A 15094-nucleotide genomic window follows, 5' to 3' on the forward strand; every position below is an offset into this window, starting at 1 on the left:
CAGGATATTCAGTCGCGCGTACTGTAATGATATACTCCTCACTAAAATAATACATAAAAACAATTAGATGGATTACTACATGTTTACTTTTAACTATCCTGCAAGACATTATCTTTGGCTTATTTTTTTACTAAGCATTACCGGTTGTGGTGGTGCGGGTGACGACACAAGTACTAGCGAGATCCCCATAGTTCAAAACAGCGCGCCTGTTATTTCAGGTGCTCCGGGTGAAGCGACTGTGGCGCAATTCTATAGTTTTACACCTGTCACATCAGATGAAAATCAGGATGACACATTAACCTTTAGCACCACTAATCTACCTAATTGGTTAACGCTTAATAACACAACAGGGCAATTGACAGGTACACCACAACTGACCGATGTTGGCATACACAATAATATTCAATTAACGGTTTCAGACGGTGAACTTACAGCATCACTGAGTTTCGCCATCACTGTGGTTAATGCCTCCATAGCGCCAAACAGCGCGCCTGTTATTTCAGGTGCTCCGGGTGAAGCGACTGTGGCGCAATTCTATAGTTTTACACCTGTCACATCAGATGAAAATCAGGATGACACATTAACCTTTAGCACCACTAATCTACCTAATTGGTTAACGCTTAATAACACAACAGGGCAATTGACAGGTACACCACAACTGACCGATGTTGGCATACACAATAATATTCAATTAACGGTTTCAGACGGTGAACTTACAGCATCACTGAGTTTCGCCATCACTGTGGTTAATGCCTCCATAGCGCCAAACAGCGCGCCTGTTATTTCAGGTGCTCCGGGTGAAGCGACTGTGGCGCAATTCTATAGTTTTACACCTGTCGCATCAGATGAAAATCAGGATGACACATTAACCTTTAGCAGCACTAATCTACCTAATTGGTTAACGCTCAATAACACAACAGGGCAATTGACAGGTACACCACAACTGACCGATGTTGGCATACACAATAATATTCAATTAACGGTTTCAGACGGTGAACTTACTGCATCACTGAGTTTCGCCATCACTGTGGTTAATGCCTCCATAGCGCCAAACAGCGCGCCTGTTATTTCAGGTGCTCCGGGTGAAGCGACTGTGGCGCAATTCTATAGTTTTACACCTGTCGCATCAGATGAAAATCAGGATGACACATTAACCTTTAGCAGCACTAATCTACCTAATTGGTTAACGCTCAATAACACAACAGGGCAATTGACAGGTACACCACAACTGACCGATGTTGGCATACACAATAATATTCAATTAACGGTTTCAGACGGTGAACTTACTGCATCACTGAGTTTCGCCATCACTGTGGTTAATGCACCCATAGCGCCAAACAGCGCGCCTGTTATTTCAGGTGCTCCGGGTGAAGCGACTGTGGCGCAATTCTATAGTTTTACACCTGTCACATCAGATGAAAATCAGGATGACACATTAACCTTTAGCACCACTAATCTACCTAATTGGTTAACGCTTAATAACACAACAGGGCAATTGACAGGTACACCACAACTGACCGATGTTGGCATACACAATAATATTCAATTAACGGTTTCAGACGGTGAACTTACAGCATCACTGAGTTTCGCCATCACTGTGGTTAATGCCTCCATAGCGCCAAACAGCGCGCCTGTTATTTCAGGTGCTCCGGGTGAAGCGACTGTGGCGCAATTCTATAGTTTTACACCTGTCACATCAGATGAAAATCAGGATGACACATTAACCTTTAGCACCACTAATCTACCTAATTGGTTAACGCTTAATAACACAACAGGGCAATTGACAGGTACACCACAACTGACCGATGTTGGCATACACAATAATATTCAATTAACGGTTTCAGACGGTGAACTTACAGCATCACTGAGTTTCGCCATCACTGTGGTTAATGCCTCCATAGCGCCAAACAGCGCGCCTGTTATTTCAGGTGCTCCGGGTGAAGCGACTGTGGCGCAATTCTATAGTTTTACACCTGTCACATCAGATGAAAATCAGGATGACACATTAACCTTTAGCACCACTAATCTACCTAATTGGTTAACGCTTAATAACACAACAGGGCAATTGACAGGTACACCACAACTGACCGATGTTGGCATACACAATAATATTCAATTAACGGTTTCAGACGGTGAACTTACAGCATCACTGAGTTTCGCCATCACTGTGGTTAATGCCTCCATAGCGCCAAACAGCGCGCCTGTTATTTCAGGTGCTCCGGGTGAAGCGACTGTGGCGCAATTCTATAGTTTTACACCTGTCGCATCAGATGAAAATCAGGATGACACATTAACCTTTAGCAGCACTAATCTACCTAATTGGTTAACGCTCAATAACACAACAGGGCAATTGACAGGTACACCACAACTGACCGATGTTGGCATACACAATAATATTCAATTAACGGTTTCAGACGGTGAACTTACTGCATCACTGAGTTTCGCCATCACTGTGGTTAATGCCCACATAGCGCCTACATTAACGACCCTTTCAGCTCAAACACGAGCTGATGAATTATTCGAGTTTACCTTAGCCTATCAAGGTGAAGAAAATAGCATCGTGAGCTATAGTGCACCAAGCTTACCCGACTGGCTAACACTTGATAAAACCACTGGACAGTTATCTGGCACACCGACCATAGATAATCTAGGTATAACTGCTATTTCAATTACCTTAGATGATGGCATTGCCCAAAGTACGTCGGTTTTTACCCTGCAAGTAGAAGAAAGTTGGTTAGCCCTTGCAATCGCAAGCGGTAATGCTTTGCTGGTAAAAGACAGCGATGTCATATTAGCCGCAGCCTTGGCAGAAATTGATTCCCATACAAACCGTTTTAACGACATAAAGCGGCAACTTTTCAACCTTGATTCTATTGATAACAAGCTGAACGCCATTGATTGGGACCCAAGCCATGACGCGGCTATTTTGTATGGTCAATATCCTTTTAATGATACCGTCCTTAATACCACAAGTTCACATCAAGTCGATGGACAAGACCGAGTACTTCCTATTGCCATTGCTGGTAGTAAAACTTTGGATTCAGGGCGCTACCTCGCCTTTGGGGGCAACCCATTTAGAAACAATAAAAATGCTCAGATGGAGCAGTTTTTACATAATAGTTTTGATTGGTTAACCCAAAAAGATACCGCTTCACTCAGTCAATTTAATGTTGTTTTAGCACAACTTGATGAAAGTTATTGGTTTAAAGATCGCAGTCAAACCCGCGCTTGGTTGGATAATAACGTCAACAATGTTAGCTATAACCTTGAGGGCACCTGTGACGGTATTAACCTTGCTACCTGTATTGCTAACAAGCCAGATGTCATTATTATTTCACTTATAACACGTGATGGTGATGATAAAGCATCAATAATTCAGAGTGTTGAAAGTGCATTGACACAAAACATACCGGTGATCTATATTCAGCACGATGGTGGGATTAATGATCACGGCAAAGCGCTACTAAAGGTATTAAATATTACCCACGGCCATGATAACTATTGGTGGAAACTGCATTTGTCTGCATTTGACCCATCTACTTTATGGGGTAGTCTGCCAAGTGATATTGCAAGTATAAAAACACTGCTGAGCAATTTTAAAAATAAGTCATTCAATGTTGATTTAACTGGCTGCAGCACTCGAAGTTGTCCTGCTGAGTCTAATGCTCAGAGCGAATTTTTTGATGGTGCGAATGCAATTAGCGCCCTATTTAACAATCTTAATAGTCAAAAAATCAATATTTTTAACAGTACAGATTACCGCTTAAACAAACTCTTTATTTTACTTGCAGACCACTATCGTCAAACGGTGAGCTATCCGATGGATAAGTTAACCACTGATAAAGTAGACTTTTTTAAATCTTTATATGCTGATTATGCTATTTATAATACCCGTGATGTCAATCCTGTTCAGCCAGACATGGGGAACTTTAGTCGCTCTAATTTCACTCATATCACCCCAGAAAGTGCTCAAGTAGTATTAATGTCTAAGCCTGCATTTCGCTCAGCCGGTGTCTATGCTCTACCAGGGCAAACGTTTACCGTCACTCGCAACGATAGTAATAGAGTGAACACCCAAATTTTCATCAATAGCCTGCGAAGCAGTGCTACGCATATATTCAATGAAAATAGTTATAATCGTCCTTACTTTTTACAATCTAATTGGATTGATATTACCCCAGGTGAAACCATTCGTTTTACCTCTAGTTACGGTGGTCCAATTCAAATCGGTTTTTCTCAAAAAGATATTGAAGTTAATTTTAGCTTTACCAATATTGGTCGCCATCCACATTGGCGAACACCTGCAGATGACATTATTTTTGCAGAGAAAATGGAGCAAGGTGATTACGATTGGGCTGAAATTGCCACTGAAGGCTTTGAAGTACACTCTAAACTGACCCGATTACGTTCGTCATTATCAGGCAGTATTTGGCCACTTGCCTCTGATTTTGCTCATGCCACTTATCGCTACACCCATAATATGGTGAATATATTGGCGGGTTTTCAAGGTCCGGGCATAGATGTAGTTGCTGAAATTCATGACTTTGTAAACGATCGTGGTCTTTCGGTCGACACTATCGACATAGTTAAGCACATGAATGCAGACCAACCAACCTGTGGTTGGGGCTGTAGTGGTAACCCATATGATGCAGGATGGGCCTTTAGCCCCACCGGACATGGTGATTTACACGAATTAGGCCATGGCATTGAACGAGGTAGCATGCGCTTTGAAGGATATGGCGGTCATTCAAACACTAACTTCTACTCCTACTTTTCTAAATCTGTTTATGAAGATGAAACCGGCGAGCCTGCTAGTTGTCAGGGACTACCTTTTGAAGCGATGTTTAGAACCTTACAGGAAAGTAAGCGTGCCACAGATGCGACGGCTTATATGCAAGCCAATCTTGATAAGGGGTGGTCTGCACATCATGTGCTGTATATCCAATTAATGATGGCGGCACAAGCCGAAGGCACGCTGATAAACGGTTGGAACTTGTATCCCAGAATGCATATTTGGGACAGAGAAATGTGGCGTTTAGATGACACAGAGGCAAGCTGGGCTAGCGGAAAAATAGCGTTGGGATTTGATGATTACAGTCGAACTGAATTTTCGGCAATGGGCCAAAATGAACGCTTGTTTATCTCTTTATCTGAAATAACTCAGCTAAATCTAACTGATTGGTTTGCTATGTACGGCTTTGCATTAAGTGCTAAAGCACAGGCACAAGTAGCAGCTAAAGGTTATAAAATGCTACCGCAAGTATTCTATACCTCTAGCGGCACAGGTTACTGTTCAACCTTAGTTCAAAGTGCATTACCAGTTGATGGTAATCAAGTCTGGCCAACACTTTAACAGGTTATTTGACCTCAATTTCACAGTTATGGTCACCGAGCAAGGACGCTAAATATTAACTAAGGCAAAGCTCAGCTTATGCTGAGTTTTGCTTTTTAGTGTTTATCATTATCGGCAATAGTAAATAAATGCCCAGCTAAATGAATTAATGCAACTCACTAGGTGATATTTCAGCCTTATGGTCATGACCCACCCTCTAAAATGTTCATGACAAAACTTACCTCACAAGGAAGTATCGTTAATTTTTAAGCAAAAAAAACCATCACCAATTTAGTGATGGTTGTCTATATTATCGGTTAATTTAACCTTCGACGTAAGGACTGATATGAATGATAAAATAGTTAACAGCTTTCTGGTACTTGATCACATACTGAATGTGCCAGCTGATAAGCCATTAATTTACGCAGCTAAGCCACTACAACTAATCATTTTTTATATGACTCATAAAGCCAGCACTTTTCATTTTAGCGACCACATCGGCTTTTTCTTTTACTGACAATGAGCGAATAGGCAGACGAGGGTCCCCAACGTCAATGCCATGAAGCAACATAGCGGCTTTACCAGCTGCAACCCCGCCGTATTCTACAAGCGGACGAATAATGCCGATCACCTTATCCATCAGTGCGACGACGGTTACTTGATCGCCTTTGTTAAATGCCGCTATGATGTCTAAATAAAGCGGTGCAGCATAGTTATAAGTACTTCCCACAGCGCCAATCGCACCAACAGCCAATCCCCCAGGAAGAAATTCATCTACACCAAATGGAATATCAAATTTTCCACCACAAACTCGAGTACAACGTTGGAACTCATACAAATCGCCATGATTGAATTTAATACCGGCTAGATTTGGGATGACGCCATCCGCTTTAATAAGAAATTGTTCCATATCAAACATCACCCCTGACATACCAGAGTGATAATAGTAAAACCCTTTGTTTGGCGCTGCTGCAGCCACGGCGGCACAGTAAGTCACTAGATCATCTACAGAACCCGGTTTAAAGAAACAAGGGGCTATTACAGAGGTTGCAAAGACATCTAAAGAATTAGCATGCTTAGTTAATTCAAGCGTATCAACAATAGACAGCGCACCAGTGTGCACCGTAATACTGAGTTTACCCTTGGCCGCTGTAACCCAGCGTTCAGCCACGGCTTTACGTTCAGCCACAGAACAATTGAGCCCTTCACCTGTTGTGCCACAGATATAAACGCCTTCGACTCCTTGTTTGATAAGCAAAGCGGCTATTTGATCAATAACCGCAAGATTTACCTGACCATGTTGATCGAAAGGTGTATGGGGGGCGGAAATTAATCCGGTAAGTTTTTGCATTATAAACCTCTGTAAATTAGTATATTTGTTTGCCGCCAATCCATGTCTGGCTAACATGTAGATCAGAGTTATTAGTTGTGTTAAGCAATGTAAAATCAGCATTAGCATTGATCGCTAGCTGAGGTGTTGATGTATTAAGACCAAGGAAATCGGCTGGATATTGACTTGCCATTCTCAGCGCCTCTTCTAATGAGACATCAAGCATTCGCCGTGCATTGTTTACCGCAGTGATCATATCTAAGGCAGAACCGGCTAATTGGCCTGTTTGACTGGTGAGCTTACCGTTTGCTAACTGTATTTTATGACCATCAAATTCTAATGTTTTTTGGCTACTACCTATCGTTGACATTGAGTCTGTCACCAGCATCATTTTGCCGATTTTTTTGGCGCGAGTGGCCAACTTAGCCGTAGCAGGGTGAACATGATGACCGTCAAGAATCAAGCCACACCAACTGTGTTCATCAAGCAATGCAGCCCCTACCATATTAGGTTCTCTGGAGGTCAGCGCAGACATCGCATTGAATAAATGAGTAAAGCCCACTGCACCAGCAGCTAATGCTGCTTGCGTCACGGCAAAGCTTGCATTCGAGTGGCCTAAACATACTTTTACCTTGTGTTCCGTTAATCGTTTTATTTGCGCGGCAGTGACATTTTCGGGTGCAAGAGTGACAATTTTCACACCAAGATCATCTCGACAATAAATGTCCATTTCCGACTCGGTTAGCGGCCTAATATGCTCACTACTATGTATACCTTTGTTGGGTACACTAATATGTGGCCCCTCAAAATGGACTCCGACAATACCGGCTACCTGCTGCTTTATTGCAGAGGCTATAACGTTCGCTGCACTTGTGATTGTTTCAATGCCACTGGTGATTAATGTCGGTAGCAATCCCGTAGAACCAAAGCGGCTATGCGCTAACACCATAGCGTTAAGGGCCATTAAATTTGGGTCATGGTTAAATAAATATCCCCCGCCACCATTTACTTGAACATCAATAAAACCAGCAGTCAGCAAGCCTGGTACTTTAATTTCCTTAGCCCCTTTTACCGAATCAAAAGCAAGCACCTTTTGTTCATCAAAGCTTATCGCTTGGTTTTTTATGATGTTTTTACCATCAAACATTTGTTGTGCAATTATGGTGGTGATCATAATGTCTCTGTTGGGGTTCCTTTAAAATTAAAAAGAAAATACTTATTAAAATCAATTATAAAAATAGCATTAACCTGAAGAACCTTATTCTCCGCTGGACAAATAAACAGCATCGAAAAAAGTAAACAACTGCTCAAACTGACGTAATTGTGAAATAACTCATTGGCAGACAGCAACCAAGGCTTATATAGTTAAATCAATAATTACAACAGGTATACTATCAACCTGTTATACCAATATACCTGATGAGATATTATTGTCAAAGTGAAAATATATAATTAGATAGACCCAAGGTGAAAAAATTAGCTAACAAACTGATTATAAATAATTAATATCTTTTTATTATTTAATCAATGCCTACTTGGTAAACGATTCAAAATGAGGTGTATTGAAAAAACTGAGTTTTAACATCTATAACCTAAAGGCTAAATCTATCCTAATAAAAATCAGTCAAGTTAGATTGCAACCACAAAGGTGTAATGGTATAACAGCATGCTTACTTTTTATTAGCGTCCTATTATCTGGCGGAGATTAAATGAAATATATTATTGGCGCATACGCCACCGCTCCCTCTACCGAGCAATGGCAGCAAGAATTAGAAACTCAGTATTACCAACAGCTCAAGTCACTGAATAAGATTAGTGGTATTGAGCATCCCTTTGTTGGGCGACTGCATCCATATGACGATGAGTGGTTTCTCAAAAATATCGATAAAAACTGGCAGTTTATCTTCACTTCTATCCCTGGGGTAATGAGCAGTCTCGCTAAAAATCCTCACTTTGGTATAGCCTCAACAAAAGAAGAAGGCAGACTGTCGGCACTGTCTTTTTATCAACTAGCACAACAAGCCATATTAGAACTAAATAACTACTTAGATAGACAGGCTGTCAGCTTTATAAAAATACACACCTCGCCGAAAATTAGCCCTGCCACGCACTCATCTATTGAAGCATTGCAAGCATCTCTTGAAACCATGCAGTCTTGGGATTGGGATGGGGCAAAATTAGTGATTGAACATTGTGATGCGCACATTGGCGGACAAGAAGCCGAAAAAGGCTTTATGTTACTAGAAGATGAAATTACCGCTATTAAGCATGTTAATAGCAAGCTCAACAGTGACATTGGTATTAGTATAAATTGGGGACGTTCAGCGATAGAAACCCGCAGCTCTGCTGGGCCATTGCAGCATATTAAGCAGGCCTATAATAGCGGTTTATTAAAAGGAATTATATTTTCTGGTGCCTCAGGGCTTGAGGGGCCATATGGCCAATGGAAAGATACCCATATGCCACCAGCACAAGCGTTTAATATTCCAAGTTTTGCCCAAGGATCTTGTTTAACCTTAGAACAAATCGAACTATCGTTACAGCAATGTCATTATAATCAGCTTGATTTTATCGGCGGAAAAATATCAATAAGCCCTAATAAAGCTAGCGTTACCGAACGTGTTTCCTACATTAAAAGCTTAATCACTTTGCTAGATAAAGTGGTAATCTAACTTTAGTGATTGTCATTATTACCTGAGCGTCTAACGCTATAAAGAGTGGCTTAAAACTTGGGCAATATACAGCAGCTTCATTGAATCGTATTAGGTTTTTGGTAAATTCATCGTATTTACTTATTAGCAATTAGTGAGCAAGGTGCTGAAATTTCAGTCTTAGCGATGTATTTAAATGGCTTATTTACAACAATTGTTATTATCGTTTTTTCAAAAGATTTGATATTTTAAGCCTCAAAAATAGCTTTGGGAAGTAGATGAACTTTTACATCTTGACGTAAATATGACGGCGTTATATCAACATACGACTTAGTGCTTATCGCTATTTTTTTAGATTATAATTGGCAGCAAAATCGAGAAATAGCTTTGCTGGTATAGGTTTACTAAAATAATAGCCCTGTACTAAATCACAGCCCAATTTATCTAACAATGTTAGTTGTTCGAGTGTTTCAACACCTTCGGCAACCACTGTCAGCCCTAAACTATGCGCCATGGAAATAATGGCATTGACTAATTCACAATCGGCTTTATTTAACGGTATGCCATTAATAAAGCTACGGTCAATTTTTAATACATCAAAGTCATATTGCCTTAAATAACTTAAAGATGAATAACCTGTACCAAAATCATCCATTGATAATTTTATGCCCAACGCATTAATTTTAACCAAAGCATCATGAATTTGTGATTGGCCAATCATTAACACGCCTTCAGTAATTTCAAGTTCCAAATCTTCGGCACTTACATTAGCATCAATAATCGCATTTGTGATTACACTCAGCAGCTCTGCATCCCTAAATTGACGCGGAGACAAATTAACTGCCATAGTATATTTTTGTTGATAAATATTTTGCCATTGATGTAAAAAGTACAGCGCTTGTTTCAGTACAAATCGCCCAATTGGTACAATCAAGCCAGTATGTTCTGCAATAGGGATAAATTCATCAGGAGTGACATTACCCAGTGTTGAATTGTGCCAACGCAACAGTGCTTCTGCACCGGTAATCTGTCTTTTTTTAACATCAAATTGGGGTTGGTAATATAATTCAAATTCTTTACGCTCCAATGCGCCATGCATTTGTTCTTCAATTTTAAAGCGGCGGATCATCATGGCATTCATTTCTTTAGAGAAAAACGAACTAGTATTACGTCCTAAATCTTTGGCTCGATACATGGCTGTATCGGCATTACGCAGTAAATCAGAGGCACATAGGCCATTTTCAGGGTAAATGGCCACACCAATACTTACCGTCAGCATTAACTCCCTACCATCTATGATAAAGGGTGCTCTAAAGGCTTTGAGCAAATTGTCAGTAATAACTAACGCATCATGCTGCTCTTTGATACCACGCAATAACACGATAAACTCATCACCGCCTAAACGACCGACAATATCGGCTTCTCGCAGAGTGTGCTTTAATCTATTGGCTGACTCGATTAACACTTTATCACCGACTTCATGTCCTAATGAGTCATTCACTTTTTTGAAATCATCTAAATCAAGAAAAAGTACCGCTGTTTGCTCATCATTTCTCTCAGACTCAAGCAGCATTTGTGATAAACGGTCCAGTGCTAAGAAACGATTGGGTAATGAGGTTAAGGCATCAAAATATGCCTGTTTACGGATGATTTCGGCTGATTTATATTGTTCACTAATATCACGAATAATGGCCACAATTTGATTATATGAAGCGAGATAGCTCAACCTTGCCTCGAAATAAACTAATCCTTGGGGCATATTTAACTCATATTCAAAGGTAGTCATTCCGTGTTGATGTAATACTTTATCTATATGAGCTTGAAACTTACTCACAGCCTCATCAGGTAAAAGGTCAGTCATGCGTTTGCCGATAAACTGACTGGGTGCAACGAAGAGATTTTTTTGATCTGCCCCATGGTAATCAATGATAGTCCCGTCCATTTCCATCAAGAAAAATAAATCAGGTAAGGCCTCAATGATCGTCTTCAGCATATGATCTTTAAATTCAGCCTGGGATTGAGCATGCTTAACATCGGCTAAATTAACATCAAGACAGTACATTTGTTTTTTATTATATTGGTTAATAAACAGTACATGGCTTGAAAACACACTGACATCACTGCCATTTTTATGGCATAGGGTAATTTCTGATGCAGGAATTTTTGTTCCTTGTGTTATCCAATTATGATGCGCAGTAATCACTAACTCACGCATAGAGGGAGGAATAATGAGATCTTCTAGCTTTTGTCCTAATGCTTCTTCTTTACTGTAACCATAAAGTAACTCACTGCCCACATTCCAATAGATCACCCGCCGTTCTTCATCGTATCCTTGCACCGAAACAATGTTTACAGCGTCAAACAATTGGTGAAGCGAATCATTGAGAACATATTGCTGAGGAGGCACAATGCCTAGCTTGATTGATTTCATACTAAGATAAACCCGAGAAGTCCTTTGTTTTATAATAGACCCCAATCATCATTTTAACATCTATAACACCTAATAAAGTTTACCGTATCACTTTTGATCACTGCGCTGCCATGATCACTTTGCTTCATTGTCAGATCAAAATATAAAAAAGGTGTTCAGTAATTGGATTACTAAACACCTTCTTCATCTCTCATGCGTTATCGATAAAATTTATTTAATTTGTTCAAGTTCAACATTAATAAACTTCAATAAGGTACTGCCTGTAGCCTCATAAATAATACCTATTGATCCATCATGTAAACTAACAATATCGGAATATGCACTCACGCCATAGACCAATTGGTGCGGCGTACCAAAAGTTACACCTTCATCCAAGCTTGACCATATAGCCAGATTATTGCGATTCGGACCTGAAGAGATCCCCATAGGTGCAGAGACAAGAATACGATCTTCAATATCACCTGAACGCACCGCTGAATATCGAGTGAGACCAATATCAACTTTAGATACAACAAGATCGTGAGATGTTTGCACCCAAGTGACTCCAGCATCATGACTTAAAAAGTGATAACGCGTACCTGCTGCGCCGCCATCATTTCGGGCACTCAACAATAAAGTACCATCGCTTAGCTCAACCATATCAGCTTCGGTAGGTCCAGAAACTGGCGTGAAACTGCCTTTTTGCCAAGTTGCACCGCTATCGTCGCTAAATACAGTCGCCACATAAAAATTACTGTTTCCTGCACGCACAATTGCAGGAAAAATTAATCGACTATTATGGTTTCCTTGAGCAACGGTTTGCCACTGTAATTGAATGCCTTGACCTGGACCTGGATTAATTGAGCGCCAAGTAGGATCTTTAATTTGCGCAGTAACATCAATAGGTTCATCCCAAGTCACACCATTATCGCGACTTGTGCGATAGAAGATATAATTAGCATCGTTGGGTCCAACACAATTACCATTTTGAGCGCATAGATCTGGCCACTGAACATAAAATACATAAACCGTATTAGTCGCTTTATCAATAAAAGGCCTAGGGTCTGAATAGTCATAAGAGGGGTTTTGATCAATAATTTGTACCGGTAACCAAGTACGGCCTTTGTCTATTGAGCGTTTCATCGAGATATTAATTTGACCAGTTTGTCCTGGGTCACCGCCACTAGGGCGACCTTCAATAAAAGCAAGTAATGAACCATCACCAGATTGCACCATCGAAGGTATACGGTAATGACTCATCCCATCATTCCCTTCTTGGCCACCTTGAAAAACAACACTTTCAAATATTTCGGGACCACGACCAAACGTTTCGAAACTGACATATCGGTAATTAGCAATACCATTAGTACCAGAAGAACCATTCCCCCAAACAATGACATTTTGATTACTGGCTGAACCTGCCCACTCCTCAATCAGAGTGCCATCAAAACTAAAACTCGCTAATGCAGTGGCTACATCATAGGCAATTTCATAAGTATGATATTGCTGAGCACCGGTTGCAGGAACCAAAGTATGGTTGCCACCACCTTCAAGATTTGCAATTAAATCACCATTAGCATTAATGCTTAATAAAGCTAAAAAACGTTGTGAACCATTGGCATAATAGTCAGATATAGCACTACCTGACACTATGCGGCTTGTTGTAGTCATTTTCCAGCCTAGGGTGCTCGCATCATTATTAACTTGTAAGCTTGGCAAAATCTCCCATTCAGCACGCCCATTAGTACCATTAGCCTTCCAGGCGGTTTGGTTTTGGTCGGTAACTAACGAACCAATACCTGATCCAGCAGAGTCATTTGTCCAACCCACAGCGGTTGGATTAGTGTCAATACTCGCATCAAACACTGCTACAACATTGGATAAACTGGTTAAAGTTTCAGCTTGTTTCGCAGTAAATACGTCATCGTAAATACGAGTCTCGTATACAGAACCACTAAAATACCACTGACCACCTGTATTATCGAAGTTACGCCCAATACTCATCGTATCTAACTCGGTTACTGAGCTTATAAAATTACTCGTACTGTCTGAAAATTGAAGGACCCCATCAACATATATTTTTGTGCCATTTGCATTAACCATAATCAAGGCTTTATGGTCTTGATTATTATTGTAGGTGGTGGTGGTTTTTGCATCATTAACGAACACACCATTCTCACGAGCATGGATACGTAAAGTACCATCACTATTGATTAAAAGTGCAAACTCACTAGAACCCTCTGCGGTATTTGAAGCACTGAAGATAGTCGCTGTAGTCCCTGTTGCTTTAAATTGGGTATAGATACTTCCTTGAGTTAACATTTTCACCGAGGGTAAGTCGGCCTCAATAGCTAAAAACTGAGTTGCACCATCGAAAATTAACTCTGAGGTGTCCCATTGGGCAACAATGTTAGCTTTGCGGGGTAAAGCACTAGCCTTAATAGTAAAGGCAACACTTTTGTAATAACCAATACCATTAATATTTGAAGACCCATTACCCCAGGCAATCATATTCTGACTGCTGCTCTCACCAGCCCAAGCTGATTCAATGACAACACCATCAAAACTAAAGGTGGCTAATTGTTTAGTCGCATCGTATTCAACAGCATAGTCATGATAAGCAGCTGAACCTGAATTGCTGACTAAGGTATGAGTGCCGCCGCCCACAAGTGATACGATTAAATCACCACTTGCATTAATACTTAGAATAGGTAAAAACCGTAATGCACCATTTGAGTAATAATCAGTAATATAACCGCCCGAATCAAGCCGACTCGTCCATGTCATTTTCCAACCTTTGGCGTTCGCATCTGCGTTTTGTTGTGTATTCGGGACTATGTTCCACTGTGATCTTCCTGACGTACCATCGGCCTTCCAAACTGTTGCGCCTAAGTCTTGCTCTGTTGAGCCAACTGCCTGAGCATTAGTAAAATCACTCCACCCTTGAGATATTGGACTTACTGAGTTACTCGCATCGAATTTTGCGACAATATTGTCTGCATAAACATCAGTGCATATAAAACTATATACACTGATAAATACCAAAAATAGTTTAATTATTTTTATCATAATTAATGTAACCTTTTTATAAGAGTTATTTTACTAATGCTGAATCTACATACTTCTGCCAGCCGCGTTTTCTGTATAAATAGTGGGCACATCACATCACAACTTATTATACACCAACCTGTCATACCATTACCCTATGAAAGCATGGGAACAAAAAACACACAAGCATTTTTTGGTATAACAGCACAACGGTACAACACATATAATTTGCTATTCATATTTTCAGAAGGAGAATAAATTGAGGAGGCATTCAATTTCAAAATTGAATGAGAGACTAAAAAATAAAATCAGATAGTAGGAAG

Annotated in this window: 6 protein-coding genes; 2 read left to right on the forward strand and 4 right to left on the reverse strand. The window is 40.4% G+C overall.

The annotated features are described in order from the left end of the window. Positions 1 to 79 precede the first annotated feature (79 nt). Positions 80 to 5353 (forward strand): ImpA family metalloprotease, encoded by a 5274-nt coding sequence (locus FJ709_RS15325; protein ID WP_226410886.1) that lies wholly within the window; start codon positions 80 to 82, stop codon positions 5351 to 5353. 421 nt (positions 5354 to 5774) lie between these two features. On the opposite strand, the gene FJ709_RS15330 is transcribed toward FJ709_RS15325, so the two are convergent. Continuing rightward, positions 5775 to 6683 carry a dihydrodipicolinate synthase family protein gene (locus FJ709_RS15330; RefSeq protein ID WP_226410887.1) on the reverse strand — a complete coding sequence of 303 codons (909 nt, stop codon included), beginning with the start codon at positions 6681 to 6683 and terminating at the stop codon, positions 5775 to 5777. 16 nt (positions 6684 to 6699) lie between these two features. Further along, on the reverse strand, positions 6700 to 7836 hold the full coding sequence (gene nagA, locus FJ709_RS15335; RefSeq protein WP_226410888.1) for an N-acetylglucosamine-6-phosphate deacetylase: 1137 nt from the start codon (positions 7834 to 7836) through the stop codon (positions 6700 to 6702). 535 nt (positions 7837 to 8371) lie between these two features. Here nagA and FJ709_RS15340 point away from each other — a divergent pair. Continuing rightward, positions 8372 to 9334, forward strand: a complete 963-nt coding sequence (locus tag FJ709_RS15340) for a DUF4862 family protein (RefSeq protein ID WP_226410889.1) — start codon at positions 8372 to 8374, stop codon at positions 9332 to 9334. A gap of 322 nt (positions 9335 to 9656) precedes the next feature. Here the strand turns inward: FJ709_RS15340 and FJ709_RS15345 are convergent, their stop codons facing one another. After that, positions 9657 to 11744 carry an EAL domain-containing protein gene (locus FJ709_RS15345; protein ID WP_226410890.1) on the reverse strand — a complete coding sequence of 696 codons (2088 nt, stop codon included), beginning with the start codon at positions 11742 to 11744 and terminating at the stop codon, positions 9657 to 9659. A 210-nt stretch (positions 11745 to 11954) separates the two neighbouring features. Then, complete coding sequence (locus FJ709_RS15350; RefSeq protein WP_226410891.1) at positions 11955 to 14792, reverse strand: exo-alpha-sialidase; 2838 nt, start codon at positions 14790 to 14792, stop codon at positions 11955 to 11957. Positions 14793 to 15094: the final 302 nt, after the last annotated feature.

The sequence above is a fragment of the Shewanella glacialimarina genome, assembly GCF_020511155.1.
In the GTDB taxonomy this organism is placed as follows: domain Bacteria; phylum Pseudomonadota; class Gammaproteobacteria; order Enterobacterales; family Shewanellaceae; genus Shewanella; species Shewanella glacialimarina.

Excerpts from the sequence above, each read along its gene's own strand:
- FJ709_RS15325 (WP_226410886.1), top strand. The coding sequence starts at position 80 with ATGTTTACTTTTAACTATCCTGCAAGACATTATCTTTGGCTTATTTTT.
- FJ709_RS15350 (WP_226410891.1), bottom strand. The coding sequence starts at position 14,792 with ATGATAAAAATAATTAAACTATTTTTGGTATTTATCAGTGTATATAGT.
- nagA (WP_226410888.1), bottom strand. The coding sequence starts at position 7,836 with ATGATCACCACCATAATTGCACAACAAATGTTTGATGGTAAAAACATC.
- FJ709_RS15345 (WP_226410890.1), bottom strand. The coding sequence starts at position 11,744 with ATGAAATCAATCAAGCTAGGCATTGTGCCTCCTCAGCAATATGTTCTC.
- FJ709_RS15330 (WP_226410887.1), bottom strand. The coding sequence starts at position 6,683 with ATGCAAAAACTTACCGGATTAATTTCCGCCCCCCATACACCTTTCGAT.
- FJ709_RS15340 (WP_226410889.1), top strand. The coding sequence starts at position 8,372 with ATGAAATATATTATTGGCGCATACGCCACCGCTCCCTCTACCGAGCAA.